Genomic DNA, 23,566 nt, shown 5'->3' with positions numbered 1-23,566 from the left:
CCTGTGCGAAAGTGGTCGGACCACTCGCCCTGGTTGCGAGGTCCGGACGCTCCGCCCGGTCCGGGGCGCGAAGGAGGACCATGCGGATCGCCCTGTTCGTCACCTGCGTCAACGACACGCTCTTCCCCGACACGGGACGCGCGGTCGTGCGGCTCCTGGAGCGGCTGGGCCACGAGGTGGTCTTTCCCACGGGGCAGACCTGTTGCGGTCAGATGCACTACAACACGGGCTACCGGCGCTCCGCCGCCCGCCTCGCGGTGCGCTTCGCCCGGACCTTCGACGGCGCCGACGCGGTGGTGGTCCCCTCGGCCTCCTGCGCCTCGATGGTCCGCGACCACTATCCCCGGCTGGGCCGGGAGGGCAGCCGCCTCTCCCGCAGGATGGCCGACCTGGGGCCGCGAGTGTACGACCTCACCGAGTTCCTCGTGGACGTCCTGGAGGTCACCGACGTGGGCGCCTACTACCCGCACCGGGTCGTCTACCACCCCACCTGCCACGGACTGCGCTTCCTCGGCCTGGGTGACCGCCCCTACCGGCTGCTGCGCGCCGTGCGCGGCCTGGAACTGCTCGAACTCCCCGGGGCGACCGAGTGCTGCGGGTTCGGAGGCACGTTCTCGGTGAAGAACGCCGACGTCTCCGCCGCGATGGGGTTCGACAAGGCGCGCCACGTGGCCGGGACCGGGGCCGAGGTCCTGTGCGCGGTGGACAACTCGTGCCTGGCGCACATCGGCGGCACCCTGTCCCGCCAGCGCTCCGGCGTCCGGATCGCCCACATCGCCGAGATCCTGGCCAGCACCGAGAAGGAGTACGCGCACACATGAGCGCCACGTTCCTGGGTCTACCGCCCTTCCCCGAGGCCGCCCGATCAGCGGTCGGCGACTCCCGCACACGCCACAACCTGCGCGAGGCCACCCACACCATCCGGGGCAAGCGCGACGCCGTCGTCGGTGAGCTGGGCGAGGACTGGCTCCGCCTGAGAGCGGAGGGCGAACGGATCAAGACCCACACCCTCCGCCACCTGGACCACCACCTGGAACGGCTGGAGGATTCGGTGCGCCGGGCGGGCGGCACCGTCCACTGGGCGGCCGACGCGGCGGAGGCCAACGCGATCGTCACCCGCCTGGTGCGCGAGACCGGCGAGACCGAGGTGGTCAAGGTCAAGTCCATGGCCACCCAGGAGATCGAGCTCAACTCCGCTCTGGAGGCGGCGGGGATCACCGCCTACGAGACCGACCTGGCCGAGCTGATCGTGCAGCTCGGCGACGACCTGCCCTCGCACATCCTGGTCCCCGCCATCCACCTGGCCCGCTCCCAGATCCGGGAGATCTTCCTGGAACGGATGGCCGAGTGGGGGGTGCCCGCCCCGCCCGGACTGACCGACGACCCGCGCGCCCTGGCCGAGTCCGCCCGCGTCCACCTGCGCGAACTGTTCCTGCGCGCCAAGGTGGCGGTGTCGGGCGCCAACTTCGCCGTGGCCGACTCCGGAACGCTGGTCGTCCTGGAGTCCGAGGGGAACGGCCGCATGTGCCTGACCCTGCCGGAGACGCTGATCTCCGTGGTGGGGATCGAGAAGGTCGTGCCCACCTGGTCGGACCTGGAGGTGTTCCTGCAACTGCTGCCCCGCTCCTCCACCGGGGAGCGGATGAACCCCTACACCTCGACCTGGACGGGGGTGACCCCGGGTGACGGCCCGCGAGAGTTCCACCTGGTCCTGTTGGACAACGGGCGCACCGACGTGCTCGCCGACACCGTGGGCCGCCAGGCACTGCGCTGCATCCGGTGCTCGGCCTGCCTGAACATCTGTCCCGTGTACGAGCGGACCGGCGGCCACGCGTACGGGTCGGTCTACCCGGGGCCGATCGGCGCGATCCTCACTCCCCAGCTGCGGGGGACGTCGTCGGAGGTGGACCGGGCGCTCCCGTACGCGTCGTCGCTGTGCGGCGCCTGCTACGACGTGTGCCCGGTGGCCATCGACATCCCGGAGGTGCTGGTGCGCCTGCGCGAGCGGGTCGCCGAGGGCCCGGGGCACCTCGGTGAGAGGGCCGTGATGGCCGGGGCGGAGGCGGTGTTCGGTTCGTCCGGGGCCCTTGACGCCGTGCAGCGGGCGGCGGGTCTGGTCGGCGGCGCCCTGCCCCGGCACCTGCCGGGGGCGGCGAGCGGGTGGACCGACACCCGGGACGTTCCGGACGTGCCCGAGGAGTCGTTCCGGCAGTGGTGGAAGCGGCGCGGAGGGGAACGGCGATGAGCGGTACGGAGGCGGGGGCGCGGGGCGGCGGGGACTCCCGTGCGAGGGTGCTGGCCCGAGTACGGGCGGCGCTGGCGGACGTACCCGCCGACGAGCCCGTGGAACCTCCCCCGGGCGGGGGGTACGCGGAGTGCCACGCCGAGGGCGACACCGTGGACGTGTTGGTGGACCGCCTGCTCGACTACCGGGCCCTGGTGGAGCGGGTGCCCGAGGACGCGTTGCCAGAGCGGATCGCGGCCGCCCTGGAGCGCCGTGCCGCCACCCGGGTGGCGGCCGCCCCGGGGGTCGCGCCGGAGTGGTTCGCGCGGACCGGTGCGCGGCGGCTCACCGACTCCCCCGAGGAGCCGCTGTCCGTGGCCGACCTGGACTCCTGCGACGGAGTGGTGACCGGGTGCGCGGTCGCGGTCGCCGAGACCGGCACCATCGTGCTCGACGGAGGGCCGGACCAGGGGCGCCGGGCCCTCACACTGGTCCCCGACTACCACCTGTGCGTGGTGCGCGTCGACCAGGTGGTGGACGGGGTCCCGCAGGCCGTACGGCTCCTGGACCCGGGGCGGCCGCTCACGTGGATCAGCGGCCCCTCGGCCACCAGCGACATCGAGCTCGACCGGGTGGAGGGCGTCCACGGCCCGCGCACCCTGGAGGTGTTCGTGGTGGAGCCGGGCGGCTGAGGCGCCGGTGGGAGTGCCCGGGTTCGTGCCCGCCCCACCGGACGGCTCGGGCCCGCCCCCACCGGGGATTGCCGGTGCGCACCCTCGTGCCGGGTCCGCCCCGTTCCTACCGTTGTCGGAGACGGTTCGCCGACCACGACGGGAAGGTTCTCCGATGCCCCACCCCTGTGTTTCCCCCGCGCCCCCGCGACGGCGGTCCGCGCCGCTGGCGCTGAGCCTGGCCCTGCTCCTGGCCGCGGGATGCGCCCTCACCGCCGGTCCGGCGGCCGCCGCGGCCTCCGCCGAACGGCTCTTCGCCGCGCTGCCCGCGCCCACCGGCGCCTCCCCCGTGGGAACCACCGACCTGCACCTGGTGGACACCGGGCGCGAGGACCCGTGGTCGGGAGGCGACCGGGAACTCATGGTGACCCTGTGGTACCCCGCCCGCACGGACGCGGGACGACCGGCCCCCTACCTGACCGAAGCCGAGTCCGAGGCGATCCTCTCCCAGGACGGCTACGACCACCTGCCCTCCGACGCGTTGGCGCGCGTGCGGACCCACGCCGTGGAGAACGCGCCTCCGGTGCGTGTCGGCGGCGGTCTCCCCCTGGTGGTGCTCTCCCCCGGCGCCGGGGTCTCGCGGACCTGGATGTCCTCCCTCGGCGAGGAGCTGGCCAGCCGGGGATTCGCGGTCGCCGGGATCGACCACCGCAACGAGGCGGCGCCTGTGGAGTTCCCCGACGGCCTCGTCGAGCGGTGCGGGGCCTGCGCGACCCAGCGTTGGGAGGACGGAGCCGTCAACCGCGCCGACGACGTCTCCTTCCTCCTCGACGAACTGGAGGAGGGCCGCGCCTGGCGCTGGTCCGAGCTGGTCGTGACGGACCGGACCGGCATGGTGGGCCACTCCTGGGGCGGGGCCGCTACCGCGCAGACGCTGCTCACCGAGGAGCGTGTGACGGCCGGGCTCAACCTGGACGGCCCCTACTACCCGGCGCAGCTGATCGGGGAGATCGATCGGCCGTTGGCCCTGCTCGCCAACGGCCAGGGACAGCCCTGGGAGGGCTGGGAGGAGCGCTGGGCGGACCTGACGGGCTGGCGTCAGTGGATCACCGTCACCGGCTCCGGGCACTCCACCGCCCTGGACCGGGGCGTACTCATGGAGCAGCTCGGGCTGCGGGACACGCTCACCCCGGAGCAGTGGCGCGCGCAGTTCGGCGACCTCCCGGTGGAGCACGGGGTGGGCCTGGTGCGGGCCTACTCCACCGCGTACTTCGACCACCACCTGCGCGGCGGCGAGCAGCCGCTGCTGGACGACCCCGAAGGTGTCCACCCCGAGCTGGTCGTGGTGGACCCGGATCTCGCCTGAGATCCGTTCCGGGAACGGCTCCCGGGCCCCGGAACCCCCGGGGCCCGGGCACCGGTTGCGCCCGGAGGCGGTGCGCACGATACTTCGGCTGAGCCTGGAAGCCCCCCACCGGAAGGCCCCCATGACGGACACCCCGAGCACCGCCCCCCTGGACACGACCGTGGCGCACTCCGCGCGCGTGTTCAACTACTGGCTGGGCGGCAAGGACCAGTTCCCGGTCGACCGGGAACTGGGCGAACGGGTGGCGAGCTCCTTCCCCGAGATCGTCGAGCTCACCCGCGCGGACCGACAGTTCATCGTCCGCACGGTGACCCATCTGGCCCGGGAGGAGGGGGTCCGGCAGTTCCTGGACATCGGGACGGGGCTGCCCACCGCCGACAACACCCACGAGGTCGCCCAGAGGGTCGCCCCCGACACCAGGATCGTCTACGTCGACAACGACCCGATGGTGCTCACGCACGCCCGCGCCCTGCTGACCAGCACCCCCGAGGGCGCCACGCACTATGTCGACGCCGACCTGCGCGAGCCGGAGGCCCTGTTGGAACAGGCCCGACGGTACCTGGACTTCAGTCAGCCGATCGGCCTGAACCTCATGGGTACGCTCGGGCACTTCCCCGCCGACGAGCGCACCTACGAGCTGACCCGCGCCTACGTGGACGCCCTGCCCTCGGGGAGCTTCCTGGCGCTGTGCGACAGCACCGACACCAGCCAGCAGATCGTCGACTCCGCCGCTGTGTGGAACGAGAACGCCGCGCTCCCCATCCACCTGCGCACCCCCGAGGAGATCGCCCGCTTCTTCGACGGGCTGGAGCTGTTGGAGCCCGGGGTGGTCTCCGTCCCGTTCTGGCGTCCAGGCCCCACCGAGGTCGGCCTGGCCAGCGAGGTGGCCCACTACGGCGGCGTGGCCCGCAAGCCCTGAGCCCGCGTCACGGTCTCCGGCCCCGGGGCACGGCCCCGGGGCGCGTCGCCCCCGGCCGGGGAGCCGTGGGGCGGACGGGACCGCGGGGCGGCCGGGGGTGTCCGCTCCCACTCGACGGACGAAGCCACAGGCCACCGCGGGCCGGTAGCATGTCCAGTCGGCCCGGAGGGGGTCGCACGGCCGCAGGGCCCGACAGTGTCTCGAGCGGGGAGTACCACCGTGAGCAGGAAGGGCCGCAGACGCGGCGACGCGCGGGCCGGGGCGGAGTGGGCGGGCCCCACCCCCTCCGACACCCCCGTCGAGGTGGTGACCGGCGCCGTCGAGGCGCTCGTGCGCGATCAGGACGGCGGCGGCGTCGACCTCGCCGCCGCACGGCTGGCCGACGCCGAGGACCCGGCCTGGGCGGAAGCGTCGGGCCGCGCGCTCCTGGACGCCCTGCTCTTCGCGATCGCCGACGCCTGGGCGCGGGGCTGGCAGCCCACGGAGACGGTCCGGCACGTGGCCCGCGAGTCCGGTCCGCTGGCCGCCTCCGTCTGCGCCGACGCCGTCACCGCCGACCTCGAACGCCACTCGGCGGCCGCGGTGGACCCGCGCTGGACCGAGCAGGTGCGTGCCCTGGCGGGCCGCGCGCCGTCCTCCGGCGACCAGCACCTGACCCGTCTGGGTTCCGAACACGGACTGCTGCGGTTCGAGGCCGTCGAGGTGGTCCTGCGGCTCCTGGCACTGTTGCGCGTCCTACCGCCGATGCGGCGTCTGGGCCCGCCGCCGGGCACCTACCGTCCGGGGGCGAGCCTGTCCGCCCCGGTGGACCGGGGGCGGCTCCAGCGCGTGCGGGCGCTGCTCGCGAAGGCCGAGTCCACGGAGTTCCCGCAGGAGGCGGAGGCGTTGACCGCACGGGCCCAGGAGATGATGGCCCGGCACAGCATCGACCTGGCGCTGGTCGAGCACGACCCCGGGGAGCCGGAGGCCGCGTCGGCCCGCAGGCTTCCCGTCGACTCGCCCTACGACGAGCACCGGGCCGTGCTCCTGAACGAGGTCGCCGAGGCCAATCACTGCCGTGCCGTGTGGCACCGCGAGCTGGGGTTGAGCACCGTCATGGGGTTCCCCGGCGACGTGGAGGCGGTCGACCTGCTGTACACGTCCCTGCTGGTGCAGGCGGACGCCGAAATGCGGGTCAGCGGGGCCCGCCGGGACCGCTCCGGGCGGGGGGCGCGCAAGGACTTCCGCGCGTCGTTCATGTCCGCGTTCGCGGTGCGGGTGGGCGAACGGTTGAACGAGTCCGCGCGTGCCGCCGAGGAGGCCGTCACCGCCGAGACCGGCACGGACCTGGTCCCGGTGTTCGCCGCGCGGGAGAGGGCCGTGGAAGCCGCCGTGGAGGAGGCCTTCGGCGCGCTGACGTCGTCGCGGGTCCGCGGGCCCTCCGACGCCGAGGGCTGGCACGAGGGCCGGGCCGCCGCCGACGCCGCGTCCCTGGGCACCCGCGCGCGCCTGACCTGACGGGCGCGGCGGGGAAATCCGCTGGCGGCGGGGACTCCCGTTGTGTAGAACCATCACATGCTTCACAAGTACCCCCGGACCCGGCACATCCGCGGTTCGCGGCTCCAGCACGGTGACCACGACCTGTCGGCCGAGCCGTTCGCGCGTCTGGCCGGGCGGCACCTGGTCGTGGAAGAGAAGCTGGACGGCGCCAACGCCGGGATCAGCTTCGGACCGGACGGGCGGCTGCGGCTCCAGAGCCGGGGCCACTATCTGGGCGGCGGGCCGCGCGAACGGCAGTTCGCGCCGTTCAAGGCGTGGGCGGCGACGGTCGCGCCCGTGCTGCGCCCCGTCCTGGGCGACCGGTACGTGCTCTACGGCGAGTGGCTGTACGCGCGGCACACCGTGTACTACGACGCGCTGCCGCACTACTTCTGCGCGTTCGACGCGCTGGACACCAGTGACGGGACCTTCCTGTCCACGCCACGCCGGAGGGAGCTCCTGGCCGGTACCCCGGTGGTGTCGGTGCCGGTGCTGCACGAGGGACCGCTGGCCTCCCTCACCGCACTCACGGCGCTGGTGGGGGCCTCGACCTTCCGTACCCCAGGCTGGCGCGCGGCGCTGGCCGCCGCCGCCCGGGCCGGAGGAGCCGACCCCGAGCGGGCCCTGGCCGAGACGGACGGCTCGGACCTCATGGAGGGCCTGTACGTCAAGGTCGAGGAGGACGGCCGCACGGTCGAGCGGTTCAAGTGGGTGCGCGCGGAGTTCACCTCGGCGGTGCTGGACTCCGGCACCCACTGGCTGGACCGGCCGCTGGTCGCCAACGCCCTGGCCGACCCGGAGGCGGCGTATGCGCCCGTTCGATGAGCTGTGCCCCGCGCCGCCGCACTGGGACCTGGACTGGCCGCGCGTGCGCGAGGCCTTCCCGTGGGTGCGGGAACTGGCGGGGGTGGAACAGGACCCGGTGCACCACGCCGAGGGCGACGTGGAGGTGCACACCCGCATGGCCTGCGAGGCGCTCGCCCAACTGCCCGCATGGCGCGCCCGCCCCGTCGGGGAGCGGGTCCGGCTGTTCGCGGCGGTGCTCCTGCACGACGTGGCCAAACCCCGCTGTACCCGGCGCGGCGCGGACGGGCGGGTGACCGCGCACGGGCACTCGCGGGCCGGTGACCTGACGGCCCGCCGCCTCCTGTGGGAGGCCGGGGCCCCGATCGGGTGGCGCGAGCACGTGGCGGCGCTGGTCCGCCACCACCAGGTGCCCTTCTGGGCCCTGGAGCGGCCCGACCTGCGCCGGATCGCCTTCCGGGTGAGCCTGCTGGCCCGCAACGACGACCTCGTGCTGCTGGCCACCGCCGACATCCTGGGGCGCCGCTGCGGGGACGCCTCGGAGGTCCTGGACCACATCTCGCTGTACGCCGAGTACTGCGCCGAGCAGCGCTGCCTGGACGCGCCGCGCGCCTTCCCCTCCGACCACGCCCGGTTCTGGTTCTTCCGCAGGCCTGACCGCGACCCCGACTACGCCGCCCACGACGACACCCGGTCGACCGTGACGCTGATGTCCGGCCTGCCCGGTGCGGGCAAGGACCACTGGATCGCGGAGTACCGCCCGGGCGTCCCGGTGGTGAGCCCGGACGCGCTGCGGGCCGAACTGGGGGTGCGTCCCACCGCCGACCAGCGCCCGGTGGCGGCGGCCGCGGTGGAGCGTGCGCGCGAGCACCTGCGCGCGGGCCGGTCCTTCGTCTGGAACGCCACCCACCTCTCCCGTGACCTGCGCGGACGGTCGGTGTCTCTGGCAGCCGACTATCGGGCGCGCGTGGAGATCGTGGCCCTGGAGGCGCCGCCTCGGGTGCTGCGCGAGCGTGTGGAACGCCGGGCAGCTCCGGTTCCGGCGGCGGCCGTGGAGCGGATGGTGCGGCGCTGGGAGTGCCCCGACCCCACCGAGGCCCACCGGGTGGTCCGGCGGGTCACCGGGTAGCGCGCGGCCGCGGTGCCTCCGGCCGTGTTAGGGCGGGGGCCGATCCGCACCGGAACCGTCCCCGGGGGTTCGCGGCCCCCGGGTCGGTGGGCACCCGAGGAGTGCGCGGCCTGGACCACGATTGAGGCCAAGCGGAGGAATCATCATAAATCGGCCTGTCACTCTTTACCCTGTCGACACTCTCGACCCACGGGCCCATGTCGAACACCAACAGGCCGAGTCGGACGGCCTTTCCGGTTAGCATGTTCCGGGACCCTCAGAACCGCGTGGACCACGCCGATCGGGTCGACGCAAGCCCGACACAGCAGGGTTTGTGGCATTCGGATTCTTCACCCGGCACCCCTCGCGGTGTTGTCGTCACCCACGTTTTCCATCTGTATTGAGAACGATGTCAACAACGGAACCCCGTGTCGGGGAGACCTTTCCGAAACACGACACCGGACGCTGGCGACGCCATTTCGCACTGCTCTGGAGCAGTGTGGCACTGGCCGGCCTCGGGACCATGACCTTCGGCCTGGCCGTCCCCCTGCTGGCCCTCTTCCACACCGGGTCACCCGTCCTGGCAGGCTGGATCGCCGCGGCGGGCATGGTGCCCCGCACCGTCCTGCACATCCCCGTCGGCCTCGTGGTGGACCGGCACGACCCCCGCAGCGTCATGGTCGTCGGCCTGGCCGCCCGGATCGCCTGCGTGGTCCTGTTGGTCGCCCCGGTGCTGCTCCTCGACGCCCCCGTGGTCCTGCTCGCCGCGGCCTCGGCCCTGCACGGCGTGTGCGGCACCCTGCACGCCACCGCCGGAGCCGCCGCCGTACCCCGGCTGGTCCCCCGGGACGAACTGGCCGGTGCGGCCGCCAAGAACGAGGCCCGCACCGACGCCACCCAGATGCTCGGCCGCCCCCTGGGCGGCGCCCTGTACGGGCTGGCGCACGGTCTGCCCGCGCTCTTCGACACCGTTGTCTCCGCCCTGGGCCTGTGGGCCGCCTGGCTGCTGCCCCGCTCACGGCCGCTGCCCCGGCGCGAGGGCCCGCGGGTCGGGGTCGTCAGGGAGCTGGCCGGGGGCTTCCTCCTCCTGCGCGAGGACCGCTTCCTCCTGCGCTCGCTGTTCGTGTGCACGATTACCAACGCGCTGTTCCAGTCCGTGTGGCTGATCGTCATGCTGACCGCCACCGAGGAGGGGTTGTCCGCGTTCCTGCTCGGCCTGGTCCTGGCCGCCACCGGAGCCGGGGGGCTCCTCGGCGCCCTCCTCGCACCGGTCCTCGTCCGCCGGCTGACCCCCACCCGGATGGTGGTGCTGTGCCTGTGGTCGTGGCTGGCGCTGACCGTACTGCTGGCCGCGGCCGAACGCGCCGGTCCGGGCTGGCTGCTGGCCGTACTGCCGCTGGTGTGGGGCGGGATCGGCTTCGTCGGCGCTCACATGAACGTCACCGTGGCCACCTACCACACCACGCACGTCCCGCCCGAGCTCCTGGGAAGGCTCACCGGGACCGTCCGCTTCCTCAGCGGAGGCGCCCTGCCCGTGGGGATGCTGTGCGGCGGCTACGCGCTGGAGGCGCTGGGCGTGCCCGGCACCGTCCTGCTCGTGTGCGGGACCACCGGAGCGCTGGCCCTGGGCTTCACCCTGGCTCTGTCGCTGCGTCCGGGGCGTCCGGTCCCGTGGCGGACCCGGTCGCGCCCTCGGACGCGGCCGCGCGCCGGGCGACCGGTCCCCCCGCTTCCAGCACCCACTCCGTCGGAACCGCCTCCGCCAGCGCCCGAAGACCCGACGCCAAATCCCGGTGCACCCGGTCGGCGCTCCGGTCGGTTCGCGCCTGGACGTGGTTGAACACCCGGTCCACCGCGTCGCGCAGCTCGTCGACCCGGTCCTGGTGGTCCGGCGGCAGCACGTCGCGCATGCGCTCCACCGCGATCACCGCCTGGTAGATGTCGGTCCGGGCCTGGCGCACCAGTACGGAGAGGTCGTCGCCGCCCTGGCGGGGAGGTCCGTGCGCGCGGGTGCGTGCGATGTTGCGCATCCCGATGTCGAGCCGCAGGACGCTGGCGCGCAGGTCCTCCAGCCGCGAGCGCACCTCCCGTTCCCTGGCCCGTTCCCGCTCGTACCCCCGCTGCTCGCGCTCCCGCTCCAGTTCGTGCTCGGCCCGCCAGCGCTCGACCTTGGCGTTGCGGTACCCGGACAGCGCCGTGGCGCCCAGGGTGCTGACCGCCGTGACCACACCGGTGATCAGGGCGACCAGGACGGTGGGGTCCAGACTCATCCCCTCCCCCCGTCGGGCGCCGCCGCCCCCTGTTCGGCGCGGATCTGTCCGCGCGTGCGCCGCGCCTCGGTGATCCCGCCGCCACCCACCATCGCGCCCTCCAGGACGTCCAGGGCCGAGTTCCCCTGGCCCGCGAGCCAGAGCACCTGGCCGATCCCGGCCCGCAGGCTGGGGTCGTGGTGCACCCGCCCCTCCGCCGCGGCCAACGCCGTCAGGCCCGCGGACCGCTCACCCGCCATCAGGCGGTTGCGCGCCTCGGCGACCAGCAGGCGGGAGACGGCCGCTCCGTCCCCGACCGCCTCGCGCTGGCGAGCGGCGTCGGCGTAGTACCCGGCCGCCGCCGGGTGGTCTCCGCGTTCGAAGGCGAGGTCGCCCAGGAGAGCGGTGAGGAGCGCCCGCTCCCTCGGAGCCGGGGCGGGCCGGGCCGCCAGCGCGCGCCGGGCGTGCGCCGCGGCCAGCTCCGTCTCACCCCGGGTGTGCGCGGCGCGGGCCGCGGTGAGGGGGTCGAAGCCACCTCCGTCGGACGGCCACCCCCCGCCGAACGCGGACAGCGCCGCCAGGGGGCCGGCCAGACCCGGATGGCACAGCAGGTAGGCCGAGCCGTCCCGGTTGGCGGTCACCAGGTGACGATCCTCCAGGGCGTGCACCACGCCGGGGGTGAGCGCGTTGCCGGGCTCCTCCCGTGCGGGCCTGCCCACGCCCCGCGCCCCGGCCGCCGCGACCGCGCGCAACCAGTCGAGCGGGACCCGCGCCGACACGAGGTGTTCGTCGGCCACCTCCGCCAGGACCTCCGTCAGGCGCCCGGTGAGGACGCGGTCGACGTCGGCGCCGGAGTCCGGGACCAGGGGGGCGCGGGACCCCTCGGCCGCCTCCCAGAGCGCCCGTCCCAGGAACTGGAGGAAGGCGGGGCCGACCGAGGCCCCGCGAACGCGGGACGGATCGGACGACGGTGCCGCGTCGCCTGCCAGGCCGACCAGCGCCGCGGCGTCTCGGGCGGCGGTGCGCGAGCCGCCCAGGGCCAGGCCGCGCGTCACGGCCTCGGCCGCGGTGTCGGCGGTGAGCGGGGCCAGGGCCACCTCGGCGTGGTCGACCTCGCGTTTGTCGACGAGTCTGCGGAGCTCGTCCAGGTGCTGGGTGCGCACGGTCAGCAACAGGCGCAGGTCGGGACGGTGCTCCACGGCGGTGAGCAGTTCGTCCAGGAAGTCGCGGCGGACCGGCTCGGGCGCGCAGGAACGCCGCAGGAGGAGTTCGGTCTGGTCCAGGACGGCGAAGACCGGCCGGGGCAGGCCCTGCCGGTCGGTGCTCTCGTGGGTGCGCAGGTAGTCGGTGATCGAGGTGCCGGGGCCATGGGTGGGGAACTCGGCGGGGCTCCACAGCGCCAGCAGTGCGCGGCTGTAGGGGTTCTGCCCGGGCAGGATCGCGGCCGGGAAGGCCGGGTCGAAGCGGAGTTCACCTCGGGGCAGGACGGTGCTGCCGCGGTCGGTGAGGGCGGGGACCGCGCCGGCGTCGACCAGGGAGGTCTTGCCCACCCCGTTGTCCCCGTGCAGGACGGTGAGCCGGTGGCGGCTCCAGGAACGCACCAGTTCCTCGGTCTCGGAACGGCGGCCGAGGAAGTGTCGCCGGTCCCGGGCGCCGAAGGACCGTGTCCCGACGAAGGGTCCGTGCGCGTGGACGATGGCGGCCCGTGTCATGAAGCAGCTCCCGGCCAGCGATAATGGGGACGGCACCGGGTACGGGCCCAGTCCGTGGTGTCACGGTTCGGGGCTCGGCCCCGAGCCCCGGCGACATTCCTGTTTCCTTTTCGCCGCACCGACGACGTGCGCCGCCACACGGCCCTATTCGGGGTCGTTGACGAATCCGGCCACCGCCTCGGCACCCGCCTCGCCGGGGTCGAGCACCGTACGCAGTGCCTCGGCGATCGCCGAGCCACCGATTCCGTCCAGGTCGCGCAACGACAGTCCGCCCACGTCCACCAGCGCCGTTCCGCCGGTGGAACCGTGCTCACCCATGTGCTCGCCTCCGCGTGCTCGTGGCCGCCCTCGCGCGACCGGCCGCGAAAGGACGGTGGGGTCCGCCCTTTCGCCCCGGCGTTTCTCGATTCGCCGTACAGAAGTTCCTACCACACACCTGTCGTTCCCTAACCTCTTCGCCTACGCTGATGGCGTTGACGAATCCCTCAGGCAACAGCCATCGACACGAGACGACACCGGGATTTCCTGAGTTGTGTGAGAAAGGAATTCCGAGTGGGGCCTATGTGAAACCGGAGGACAACGCGTGACCGATTCCCAAGGCAACCCCCCGGGCCAGACCAGGAACCGTTTCGCGGAGGGTCCCGGTCACGTCGGGAACAGGTTCCCGGAGGTGTGGGGCCGCATTCCCCCGCGCCACAAGAACTTCACCGGCCGCGACGAACAGATCAGCGAACTGCGCGCGGGCCTGCTCAACCAGGTCACCGCCGTCGTCCCCCACTCCCCCTCGGACCCGGTGGTCCCGCACACGCTCCAGGGGTACGGCGGTGTCGGCAAGACCCTCATGGCCGTGGAGTACGCCCACCGGTACCGCGGCGAGTACGACCTGGTCTGGTGGATCATGGCCGACCAGCCGGGGCTGGTGGACTCCGCGCTGGCCCACCTGGCGCCGCACCTGGGGCTGCCCGGACCGGCGGTGACCGGGGTCGAGGACGCCGCGGACGCGGTACTGGAGGCCCTGCGCAAGGGCGAGCCGTACGCGCGCTGGCTGCTCATCTTCGACAACGCCGACGAGCCCGAGGAACTCACCGACGTCATCCCCCAGGGCCCCGGACACGTGCTCATCACCACTCGCAACCACCGGTGGGAGGGCGTGGCCGAGACGGTGCCCGTCAACGTCTTCAGCGAACACGAGAGCGTCGAGTTCCTCAGGAAGCGCATCCCGCGCGGCATCACCCATGAGGAGGCCGTCCAGCTGTCCGAGGCGCTCGGGCACCTTCCGCTGGCGCTGGAACAGGCCGGAGCCCTGCAGTCCGAGACCGGCATGTCCACCCAGGAGTACCTGCGGCTGCTCTCCGAACGCACCGGACCGCTGCTGCGCGAGGGCAAGCCCCCGGAGTACCCCAAACCGATGACCGCCGCCTGGCAGCTGTCCGTGGAGAAGCTCAAGGAGAACCTGCCCGAGGCGATGGAGCTGCTGCGCTGCTGCGCCTTCTTCGGCCCCGAGCCCATCCCCCGCGACCTCTTCTTCCCCGTGGACGAGGGCACCATCCGCCCGGAGATGGCCGCCCTGATGGACGATCCCATCCGGTTGAGCAAGGCCATCGGCCAGCTGGGCCGGTACGCGCTGGTCCGCCTCGACCAGGCCAACCGCACCATCCAGGTGCACCGGCTGATCCAGGCACTGCTGCGCGAGGAACTGGACGAGGCCACCCAGGAGTCCATCCGGGTCGAGGTGTGGTCGCTGCTCAGCGCGGCCGCCCCGAAGACCTTCACCGACCCCGCTTCCCAGGCGCGCTACCTCGAACTGCTCTCCCACATGCGCCCGGCCGGGGTGGCCGAGTCCGAGCGTCCCGAGGTGCGGCGCTTCGCCCTGGACATGCTCACCTTCCTCTACGTGTCCGGGAACTACGAGACGGCGGGCAGGTACGCCGAGAACTTCATCGAGAAGTGGACCGCCGACTCCGGGGACGAGGACTCGTTCGTCCTGGAGGCGCAGGCCAAGTACGCCAACCGGCTCCGGGACATGGGGCGCTACGTCGCCTCCCACGACCTGAACCTGGCGATCCTGCCCAAGATGCGCCGCACTCTGGGGCCCGCGCATCCCGAGACCCTCTCGGTGCTCTCCGGTCTGGGCGCGGACTACCGGGCGCGCGGCGACTTCTGGCAGGCCCGCGAGCACGACGAGGAGGTGCTGCGCCAGTACCAGGAGGCGTTCGGTCCCAACGACACCGCCACCCTGCGCGCCATGAACAGCCTGGCCCTGGACCACGCGCTCACCAGCGACTTCGCCGGCGCGCAGAGCAAGCACGAACGCGCCTACATGCTCTTCAAGCGCAGTGGTCCGGCGGGGGGTTCGCCCACCCTGTTGGCCTTCTGGTCCGGTCTGGCCCAGGTGGTGCGACTGGCCGGTGACTACACCGAGGCCTGCGACCTGGGCGAGGACGCGCTCGCCTACGGCCGGGAGCACCTGGGCGTGGACGACCCGCGCACCCTGCGGACCCAGGTGGACCTGGCGATCGCCCGTCGGCTCTCGGGCGAGCTGGACGAGGCCCTCGAACTCGGCCAGGACGCGCACTCCCGCTACCTGAGACTGCACGGCATCAACCATCCCAGCACGCTGGCGGCGGCGATGTGCCTGGCCAACCTGTGGCGGATGACCGGCGAACTGGCCGGCGCGCTGGAACTGGCCGAGGACACCGACATGCGCTACGCCCAGGCCTACGGCGCCGACCACCCCTACAAGCACGGCTGCACGAGCAACGTCGCACTGCTGTACCGGCTGATGGGGGACCCGGCGCGGTCCCGCGCGATGAACGAGTCGGCGCTCACCGCCCTGGAAGCCCGGCTCGGCCGCAACCACCACTACACGCTCGCGGCCGCCACCAACCTGGCCAGCGACCTCGCCGCCCTCGGAGAGGCCAAGAACGCCACGCGGTTGGGCCGGGGCACCGTGCGCCGGTTCCGGGCCCTGTTGGGCGAGGACCATCCGAGCACCCTCGTCAGCGCGTCCAACCTGGTGCTGGACCTGCGCGCCGAGCGGGAACCGGAGGAGGCCGAGGAGCTGGCCGAGCAGACCTTCACGGGGTTCCTGCGCGTCCTGGGCCGTGAGCACACCTTCACCACCGCCGCGGGCGAGGGCCGTCGGCTGGTCGCCGACTTCGACCCTCCCCTGCTGTGACCCGCGAACGCGCGCAGCCCGGGGGCGTCCAGGGCACGGTCAGCCGTGGAGTTCGAGCCAGCGGGCACGGTGGGCGCGGGCCGCGGCTCCCGCGGCCGCCTCCGCCCGGGCCGGGACCGGCTCGGTCAGCCACGAGCGCAGGGTGCGGTCGGTGAGGGCCAGGAACCGCTTGCCCTCGGGTGTGAGCCGACCCGAGTCGGCCAGGGCCTGCGCGGCGTCCGCGGTGGACCGCCGCCAGTGCGCGAAGTCGGCGTGGGCCCGGGCGGCCGCCTCCCCGTGCACGGTGTACCGGTGCCTGCGCCAGAACCCGGCCACGCCCAGGTGGGCGTAGACCCCCTGGAACAGCCCGGACGCGGGGCGGGGGTCGGGGCGCCAGGGGGCGTAGAAGCGGCTGCCGTCCTCGGGCAGGGTCAGCTCCACCAGGTCGAGGAGGGCGGTGAGCTTGGCGTGCTGCACCTCGTGGGCGAAGGTGAGGGCCAGCAGCGTCGCCCCGGGAGGGGTGGACAACCCCAGGTTCCCGAAGGCGTGCCGGGCGGTGGCGCTGGTGTGGGCGCGCCCTCCCGGCGAGGTGATGGGGGTCAGGGTGACCACGGTCCCGACCGTCTCGGCCGCCACCGTCCAGTGGTGGTCCACCAGGAGCCGCCAGGCGTCGGCGAGGGTGGCGCGCCAGTGGGCGAGCTCGGCCGGGCCGAGCCGCCGGGCCACGAGGTCGGCGCCGGGCATGCGGTCGGGGTCCTGGTCGTCCAGGAGGAGGCTGAGGCGCCGCCCCCGGTGCTCGACGGCCAGCCGCCGCAGGGCGTGCCAGCCGGGAGCGTCTTCGTGGGGGTCCTCGGGGACGAGGATCTCCGGGCCGCGCCCGGCGCGCAACACGGCCCGTCCTCCGGCGGTCTCGAACAGGACCCTCCCCCCGCCCGAGGGCCCGGCCCCGGTCCCCACAAGCGCGCGCCCCAGCGAGGGCAGTGGAGCGGTGGGGCCGTCCGCCGGTACCTCCAGGCGCGCCTCGGCACCGCCGCGCAGGGCGGCGGCGGCCGCGACCGCGGCCAGTCCGCTCACCCGGGGAGGTTCGGGCCGGTGCCCGGCCAGTGACAGGGCGGTCCGCCGGGCCCACACCCCCACGCCTGGGTGGCGCAACACCGGTCTGACCCGTGCGGGCGCGAGTTCCTGGGCCCGTGCGAGGAGGTCGTAGGCGTCTCGCGCGCGGTCGGCGTCGGGATGGCCCGCGCCCCGGGCGGCGTCCACGACCCGGCGCAGCAGCAGGAGGTGCTTGCCGAACTGGGCGGCGCGCAGGTGGGCCGCGGCCGCGTCCCCTCCGCCTCCGCGGGCCAGGGCGTCGAACACCGGTTCCGGGACCGGATCGGCCATTCAGGGCCCCTTCCTGATCCGGGCCACGTCCGCGGCCACGGTCTGGTGGATGTGGGTGATCAGGTGGAAGAGGTCGGCGCAGTACACCGAGGGGTTGCGGAACCCCGTGCCCCTCCGGTAACGGTGCGGGTAGAGGCCCCCGCCGCAGATCCTGGCCAGCGGGCAGGCGGCGCAGGTGGCCCCGAGCGCGCGGGCCCCGATCTGGCGGGCGGCCACCGCGGGCAGGTACAGGGCGTCGTCGAAGGTGTGGGTGAAGGTGTGCAGCGGTGTGCTCGCGGCGCCCTCGAACGCCGACTTGAGGCTGTCGACCTGTTCCACGCTGCCGTCGGTCTCCACGACCACGAGGGCGGCCGGGGACAGCCCGACGCTCTCCGTGCGCGAGGGGCTGCCGAGCACGAGGCGGATGATCTCGTTGAACATGCGGATGTTGGTCTCGCGCTCGTCCGAGTGGTACCAGCGGTCGAACACGGACACCAGCCAGGCGCCGTAGCGCGGCTCACCCGCCGACCAGCCGGGGGGCGGCTCGTCCCAGTTGCCGTGCGGCAGCAGGAAGTCGACGCCCGGGGGGTCGTATTCCAGGAGGTGCTCGAAGGTGGCCACCGGGTCCGACTCCAGGTCGACCGTGGTGAGGAGCCCGGCGAGCAGGCGTCCGTCCCGGGCGTTGAGCCGTTCGATACCGGCGCGCACCTCGGCGTGGGTGCCGCGCCCGTTGGCACGTGTGCGGTGGCGGTCGTGGTCGGCCTCGGCGCCGTCGATGCTGACCCCCACACGGATGCCGAGTTCCTCGAACAGGTCGAGGAAGTGGGAGTCGATCAGGACACCGTTGGTCTGCATCCTGATCGCCACGTGGACGTCGGGCTCGCAGGTCTTGCGCAGGGCCTGGACGGTGTACCGCAGGTGGTCGAGGCCGACCAGCAGTGGTTCGCCGCCGTGCAGGACGACGTCCACCCGCTCACGGCCGTGGGCGCGCGCGTGCTCGGCGACGCGCTCGGCGACCCGGTCGACGGTGGGCCTGGCCATGCGGCGGGGCTGGGAGCGCCAGCCCTGGTCGGCCATCTCGTACATGTAGCAGTAGTCGCAGGCGAGATTGCAGCGGCTGTGGATCTTGAGAATGAACTCGCGAAAGGGTGTGGGGCGCCAGCCCTGCCCCAGGAGCTCTTCGACATCCATGTCATCGGGCCATTCAGGGCGTCTTACGGGTTCGGTGCTCCGTGCCACGCGGGCGACCTCCTGGGATGACGGAAAGGGCGAAATCCGGTGGATTATCGCCTTTGTCGTTCTATGTACTCCCCATAGGTATCCACAAACCTCAGGCCCGGACGGCCCTTCCCGCCACAGCCCGGTCCGCGCCTCCGACCGGCGCCCGATCGCCCGCGCACGGGCCCCTTTGACCGCCTCCGGCGATTCTTCCCGACACACGAACACCAAACATCACAGCATCCGACGAAATGACCGATTCCGGCCAGCGAAACGGTGATTGGCTCCGCCTCGAAGGAGCACCTCGAAGCCGAACGGGGCCAACGGAAATGACGGCGCCCCCGTTTTCTCCGGACCCTTTCACCACGTCGGCGGCGCCCGAGACCCAGAACCGGCCCACTGGGCCGCCGTCCTTTCGGGACCTTTCACGCGACGCGGTCCCGGGGCGTCAGACCTTGAGTACGAGTTCGTAGGCGAGCAGGTCGACACCGGGGACCGGGACCCAGTCGCGTTCGGGCACACGGACGAACCCCTGGGCCTCGTAGAGGTACTGGGCACCGGTCATCACGGTCCGGGTGCACAGCACCAGACGGCTCACCCCCTCCGTGCGCGCGCGGTCCACCACGGCGCGCACCAAGGCGGCGCCGACACCGCCGCGCCGGGCCGCGGGGTCCACCGCGAGCGCGCGGACCTCGGCCTCGTCCGGCCCCCGGGCGACCTCGCAGCGCGGCCCCCAGGGGACGTAGACGACCGTGCCGACCACGCGGCCCCGTTCCTCGGCCACCAGGACCAGGTCACCGCTCTCCCAGCCCAGCTCCCGCAGGGTGTGCGCGTAGGAGGGGCTGGCGGACAACAGGCCCTGGTGCTCGTAGGCCCGGACGCGGAGTTCCGCGACGGTCCGTCGTTCGGAGCGCGGCGCGGTGCGGATCAGCATGGGCGTATTCAACCAGGGGTCGCGCTGGCCTTCCACCGGGCGTTGCCCGGTACCCCACGGACGTTCACCCCCTCCTCCTCCCAGCGCGCGAGACTGGGTTGTCCACAGGCCCCCGGCACGCGATCGCGACCTGACCGATGATGGAGGGGCGACCGCGTCACCCCCGGTGGTGCCGACGGCGCCGCCGCCCCGCCCCCGGGAGACCAAGCGAGGACGCCATGACCGTTTCCGTTGCCGTCGCCGACGCCGTCCGCTCCTGCCTCGGCTGGGCCCGCTCGACCAGCCGGGAGCACCTCGTCGACCCGGCCTCGCTCACCCGTCTGCTCACCGTCCACGGCCAGCTCCGTTCCGACCCGGGGGACTGGGACCGCGACGACGTCACCCGGGTCGTCCTCACCCTGTCCGCAGGGGGAGCCCTGCCCGAGGGGTGGCGCGACACCTGGCTCGCCTGGATCGACCACCTGGTGGACCGCGGTCTTCTGGGCCCCGGGGAGAGCCCCCGTGCCCTGCGGGCCGCGGTGGCCGCCATCGATCCCCCACCCGTCGGGCGCGCGCCCTGGCCGACCGTCGGGGACGACGGCCCGTGGTGGGGGCCGCCCTGGGAGCCCGATGACCTTCCGCGCGTCCACCTCCTGCCCGCCGCGCCCTGCGCCCCGAGGGCGCGGGACTGCGCTGACCTGGAGCGGGCCCTGCGCCTGGCCGAGTGGGCGGGTGACGGACTGCCGCTGGCGGAGGGGGCGGCCGAGGCCCTGCCCGAACCCGCCGCGGACGAGGCCGCGACGCACCTGGGCCTGGCCCGGGAGGAGGTGGAACGGCTGCTGGAGGTGGCCCTGCGCGCCGGGTTCCTGCGCGCGACCTACACCGAGGTGCGCCCGGGTCCGGCGCTGCTGGACTGGGACGACGACACCCGCGTCGTCCGGGCCTGGGTCCGCGCGCTGCCCGCGATGACGGAGCGGCACGGCACGCTCGGGTCCCGGATTCTCGGGGAGCTGTTCACCTCCGGGGGCGTGTGGTCCGTGTCCGACCTGGTGGAGGTCCTGGCCCCGTGGCCCGCCGCGCCCCCGGCGGTCCCGGCGCCCCGGGCAGCGCCCCCGGCCGAGGCGCGGCCGCTCCGCTCCGCCGAGGAACGGGTGAGGGCCGTGGTGGCGGACCTGGTCCGGCTGGGCGCGGCCGAGGAGGTCGCCGGCGCGGGGCTGCGCATCACCCCCCTGGGCGACCACGCCATGGCCCACCGGTGGCGGCGCTGGGGCGTGCGCCTTCCCGGGTACCCGCCCACCGGGGCGATGACCGCGCGGGAGCTGCTGTTCCAGCTCTGGGAGGGCCGTCCCGTGGACGCCGGGGTCCTGGGCCGCGCATGGTTGGCCGGACGCGGCGCCACCGGCGTCCGCGAACTGCTGGAAGTGTGCGCGGAGCTCGGTTCGTGGCGCCAGCGTCTGGAGGTCTTCCGGCTCCTCGACGGCCTCGGGGAGGGGTGCGAGCGGGAGTTCGAGGTGTGGCGGGACCACCCGGTGCTCGGCGGGTGGATCGCGCACGCCCGCGCCGAACCCGGCCGGGTCCGGCTGGAACAGCTGGTGGTGGTCCTGCTCGACACCTACGCCCTGCGGGTGGAGCTGGGGGCGCCGCTGCCCGCCGACGCTCCGCTCTGGCGGGACCCCGAGGCGGTGACGGGGCTGATGTGGCGTTCGGGGCATCCGGCGGCCGACGGCGTGCTGACCGCCATCGCCCGCGGTGCCCTGGGGTCGGACGCCGCGCGGGCCGCCTGCCGGGTCCGTCTCGGGCCGGTGGCGGCGGGCACCTGACCCGACACGCGGGAGGCGATCGCCGCAGCGTGGGTTCGGGGGAGGCGGGGAGCCCGCCTCCCCCGCCGAGTCCGGCCACCGGTAGCCTCGGGGCGCCGTCACTCCGTCGAAAGGTCACACCATGAGTCGCGACGTGCTGGTCACGGGTGCCGCCCGGGGCATCGGTCGGGCGGTGGCCACCGCCTTCGCCGCGCGGGGAGACCGGGTCGCCGTGCACTACGGATCACGGCGTGAGGAGGCCGAGGCCACGGTGGCGGCGCTGCCGGGCGAGGGGCACGTGCTGGTCGGTGCCGACCTGGCCGCACCGGAGTCCGCGTCAGCGCTGGTGGACGAGGTGGTCTCGCGTCTGGGTGGAGTGGACGTGCTGGTCAACAACGCGGCGGTCAACGTCGCGCACCCGGTCGCCGAGACCTCGCTCGACGAGTGGCGGCTGGCCTGGCGCACGACCATGGACGTCAACGTGTTCGCCGCGGCCGACCTGTCCTACCTGGTCGCGCGGCACATGATCGGTCGGGGGCGGGGCGGGCACATCGTCAACGTCGGCTCGCGCGGCGCGTTCAAGGGCGAGCCGGACCACCCGGCCTACGGCGCCAGCAAGGCCGCGCTCCACGCGCTCGGCCAGTCCCTGGCGGTGGCCCTGGCCCCGCACGGCATCGCGGTGGCCTCGGTGGCCCCCGGGTTCGTGGAGACCGAGCGGGTGTCCACCCGCCTCACGGACGAGGTGCGCGGTCAGAGCCCGTTCGGACGGGTGGCCTCACCGGAGGAGGTCGCCGCGGCCGTGTGTTACCTGGCCTCGCCCGAGGCGGTCTGGTCCTCCGGGACGGTCCTGGACGTCAACGGGGCCTCCCACCTGCGTTGATCTGCGAATCCACCCTGTACGATCCAGGATTCCAGGGTGACGAATCCCGGACAGATCGTTAACGGAAGCCGAAGAGGGGTTTTTCCGCCGAGATTCCCGGCTTCTCCCCCATCCGCAACCCACTTTCGACGGCAGCACGCCCACGATGTCCTCGAAAACGCTCCGCCGCCCCCGTTGCCGCTGTAAAAGTGAGAGAAACTCGGAGCGAGGAGAAGTCAGGGGCACAGATGTCATCCCACCATCCGGAGGCGCCGTCCCACCGCCGCTTCGCGGCCCGTCCGGTGTCCCTCCTCCCCATCGAGGAACTCGCCCACAGAGCCCGCTCCAGCCGCCTCATGCGCGCCACCGTCGACCTCGCCCGCTGGTGCGGTCCGGTCACCCCCGTCGACGTGGACGGCCTGCCGGACCCCTCCGACGTCCGCGCGGCCGTCGCGGCCTTCGGGCTGTGGCCGCGCGCGGTCAGCCACGACCCCGCGCGGCGCGGGGCCTGGACCGACGCGATCACCTCGGTGCCCCAGGCGGAGGACTTCGTGATCGCCTGGCGCAACGCCCAGCACCTGGGCATGGTCGAGTGCGAGACCGGTCAGGCCCGGCCCGCCCCGGACCTGGAGCGCTGGCTCACCTCGCCCGGCCGCGTCCTGCGGTGGTGGACCCTGGCCTTCCACGCGTGCGTCGAGAGGTCCCTGCGCGGCACGGCCGGGCTCGAACCCCACACCGCGCTGGCCCGCCTGTACGAGTCGCCCAACGGTGCGCGGGTACCGCTGAGACTGGTCACCCAGGAGATCCTGCCCGCCCGCGAGGCCCATTACCTCCCCGCCCGCTGCCCCGCCTGGAGCACCGTCCTGCTGACCCGCGCCCTGTGGCAGCTCGCGGACACCGGGGCGGTCTCCCTGGGCTGGCACACCCCTCGTTCCGAGGGGTCCGGGGCGCACGCCCACCGGGCGGCCCCTGCCTGGGTACGCCTCACCGACCTGGGGCGATTCGGTATCCGGCAGATCCTCCTGGCGCAGGAACAGCACGCACCCCTGACCGAGGAGTTCGTCCGCCTGGACGCCGACGAGTTCCTGGACGCCCTGGCCGAGTTCTCCCCGGACGGCCAGCTCGTCGCCCTGACCGCGTGGCTGGACGCGCGCGCCCCGGAACAGGCGCTGCGCGAGATCGTCTCCGTCTGCGCGGGTCCGGGCCGGGCCCTGCGCCGATGGAACGCCACCCTGGCCCTGGGCACCATCAGTTCACGGGTGGAACCCCAGTTGCACGGCCTGCTCCGGAGCGACGACCCCACCGTGGCCAGTCTGGCGTCGGTGGTCCTGCTGGCCTCGCGGATGCTCACGGACCGCGAGCGGGCCCGGCTGACCGCCGAGTACGGCCACTGGACCGCCATCGACATGTTCGCGGCCGCCACCTGCCTGGGAGAAACCGGACTGAAGTCGTTCCTGGTCTCCGAGGCGGCCGAGGGCATCGACCGCTTCCTGCTCGGCGACGTCGCCCGGCTGTGGCGGCGCGAACACCCGGACACGCGCTCGGTCCTGCGGCTCCTGGGCCAACACCACCCGGACCCGTCGATCGCGGCCAGGGCGCGAGCCGCCGCGGCCCACGCACCGTCCGCGCCCCGGTCCTGAGTGCCGGTGTTCCGGGGCGCCCCGAAGGAGCGCCCCGGAAAGCGGCC

The 23,566-nt window shown here is 73.7% G+C and carries 18 protein-coding genes; 13 read left to right on the top strand and 5 right to left on the bottom strand.

Features of this window, described 5'->3' with window-relative positions:
• Positions 1 to 80 precede the first annotated feature (80 nt).
• The 9 genes from ACFYL4_RS10280 to ACFYL4_RS10240 all read left to right on the top strand — a co-directional run bounded on the left by ACFYL4_RS10280 (position 81) and on the right by ACFYL4_RS10240 (position 10,450).
• Positions 81 to 821: a (Fe-S)-binding protein gene (locus ACFYL4_RS10280; protein WP_357766646.1), complete on the top strand. Its 741-nt coding sequence runs from the start codon at positions 81 to 83 to the stop codon at positions 819 to 821.
• Complete coding sequence (locus tag ACFYL4_RS10275) at positions 818 to 2,245, top strand: lactate utilization protein B (protein WP_387518043.1); 1,428 nt, start codon at positions 818 to 820, stop codon at positions 2,243 to 2,245. The genes ACFYL4_RS10280 and ACFYL4_RS10275 overlap by 4 nt, the downstream gene beginning before the upstream one ends.
• On the top strand, positions 2,242 to 2,916 hold the full coding sequence (locus ACFYL4_RS10270; RefSeq protein WP_387518041.1) for a lactate utilization protein C: 675 nt from the start codon (positions 2,242 to 2,244) through the stop codon (positions 2,914 to 2,916). Before ACFYL4_RS10275 ends, ACFYL4_RS10270 begins: the two co-directional genes overlap by 4 nt.
• Before the next feature lie 154 nt (positions 2,917 to 3,070).
• Complete coding sequence (locus ACFYL4_RS10265; RefSeq protein ID WP_387518038.1) at positions 3,071 to 4,261, top strand: alpha/beta hydrolase family protein; 1,191 nt, start codon at positions 3,071 to 3,073, stop codon at positions 4,259 to 4,261.
• Between the two features lie 121 nt (positions 4,262 to 4,382).
• A complete protein-coding gene (locus ACFYL4_RS10260; RefSeq protein WP_387518036.1) occupies positions 4,383 to 5,180 on the top strand; it encodes an SAM-dependent methyltransferase in 798 nt (265 codons plus the stop codon).
• A 219-nt stretch (positions 5,181 to 5,399) separates the two neighbouring features.
• A complete protein-coding gene (locus tag ACFYL4_RS10255; protein ID WP_387518034.1) occupies positions 5,400 to 6,677 on the top strand; it encodes a DUF2786 domain-containing protein in 1,278 nt (425 codons plus the stop codon).
• A 57-nt stretch (positions 6,678 to 6,734) separates the two neighbouring features.
• On the top strand, positions 6,735 to 7,523 hold the full coding sequence (locus tag ACFYL4_RS10250; protein ID WP_387518031.1) for an RNA ligase family protein: 789 nt from the start codon (positions 6,735 to 6,737) through the stop codon (positions 7,521 to 7,523).
• Entirely contained in the window at positions 7,507 to 8,631 is a 1,125-nt protein-coding gene (locus ACFYL4_RS10245) for an AAA family ATPase (protein ID WP_387518029.1), read from the top strand. The genes ACFYL4_RS10250 and ACFYL4_RS10245 overlap by 17 nt, the downstream gene beginning before the upstream one ends.
• Before the next feature lie 388 nt (positions 8,632 to 9,019).
• Entirely contained in the window at positions 9,020 to 10,450 is a 1,431-nt protein-coding gene (locus ACFYL4_RS10240; RefSeq protein WP_387518027.1) for an MFS transporter, read from the top strand.
• Between the two features lie 426 nt (positions 10,451 to 10,876).
• Here the strand turns inward: ACFYL4_RS10240 and ACFYL4_RS10235 are convergent, their stop codons facing one another.
• Both ACFYL4_RS10235 and fxsA read right to left on the bottom strand, forming a co-directional pair.
• Entirely contained in the window at positions 10,877 to 12,571 is a 1,695-nt protein-coding gene (locus ACFYL4_RS10235; protein ID WP_387518025.1) for an ATP-binding protein, read from the bottom strand.
• Positions 12,572 to 12,715: 144 nt separating this feature from the next.
• Positions 12,716 to 12,889: an FxSxx-COOH cyclophane-containing RiPP peptide gene (fxsA, locus tag ACFYL4_RS10230; protein ID WP_357766672.1), complete on the bottom strand. Its 174-nt coding sequence runs from the start codon at positions 12,887 to 12,889 to the stop codon at positions 12,716 to 12,718.
• 265 nt (positions 12,890 to 13,154) lie between these two features.
• On the opposite strand from fxsA, the gene fxsT reads away from it, so the two are divergent.
• Complete coding sequence (gene fxsT / locus ACFYL4_RS10225; protein ID WP_357766675.1) at positions 13,155 to 15,749, top strand: FxSxx-COOH system tetratricopeptide repeat protein; 2,595 nt, start codon at positions 13,155 to 13,157, stop codon at positions 15,747 to 15,749.
• Between the two features lie 39 nt (positions 15,750 to 15,788).
• Here fxsT and ACFYL4_RS10220 read toward each other — a convergent pair whose 3' ends face one another.
• The 3 genes from ACFYL4_RS10220 to ACFYL4_RS10210 form a co-directional block, all read right to left on the bottom strand.
• The gene (locus ACFYL4_RS10220) at positions 15,789 to 17,111 is read right to left on the bottom strand and encodes an HEXXH motif domain-containing protein (protein ID WP_387518022.1); all 1,323 of its coding nucleotides are present in this window, start codon (positions 17,109 to 17,111) and stop codon (positions 15,789 to 15,791) included.
• Entirely contained in the window at positions 17,112 to 18,281 is a 1,170-nt protein-coding gene (locus ACFYL4_RS10215; RefSeq protein ID WP_387518020.1) for an FxsB family cyclophane-forming radical SAM/SPASM peptide maturase, read from the bottom strand.
• Between the two features lie 475 nt (positions 18,282 to 18,756).
• Positions 18,757 to 19,242, bottom strand: coding sequence for a GNAT family N-acetyltransferase (locus tag ACFYL4_RS10210; protein WP_357766684.1), 486 nt, complete (start codon positions 19,240 to 19,242; stop codon positions 18,757 to 18,759).
• Positions 19,243 to 19,460: 218 nt separating this feature from the next.
• Here ACFYL4_RS10210 and ACFYL4_RS10205 point away from each other — a divergent pair, with 218 nt between their 5' ends.
• The 3 genes from ACFYL4_RS10205 (at position 19,461) to ACFYL4_RS10195 (ending at position 23,519) form a co-directional block, all read left to right on the top strand.
• Complete coding sequence (locus ACFYL4_RS10205; protein ID WP_387518018.1) at positions 19,461 to 21,041, top strand: hypothetical protein; 1,581 nt, start codon at positions 19,461 to 19,463, stop codon at positions 21,039 to 21,041.
• Positions 21,042 to 21,162: 121 nt separating this feature from the next.
• Positions 21,163 to 21,900: an SDR family NAD(P)-dependent oxidoreductase gene (locus tag ACFYL4_RS10200; protein ID WP_387518016.1), complete on the top strand. Its 738-nt coding sequence runs from the start codon at positions 21,163 to 21,165 to the stop codon at positions 21,898 to 21,900.
• Positions 21,901 to 22,127: 227 nt separating this feature from the next.
• On the top strand, positions 22,128 to 23,519 hold the full coding sequence (locus tag ACFYL4_RS10195) for a hypothetical protein (RefSeq protein WP_387518014.1): 1,392 nt from the start codon (positions 22,128 to 22,130) through the stop codon (positions 23,517 to 23,519).
• Positions 23,520 to 23,566 lie beyond the last annotated feature (47 nt).

Origin of the sequence: Nocardiopsis sp. NPDC006938, assembly GCF_042869555.1 — a bacterium.
In the GTDB taxonomy this organism is placed as follows: domain Bacteria; phylum Actinomycetota; class Actinomycetes; order Streptosporangiales; family Streptosporangiaceae; genus Nocardiopsis.
Note: the sequence above shows the minus strand (reverse complement) of the source record. Positions and strands in the feature narration are given on the sequence as shown.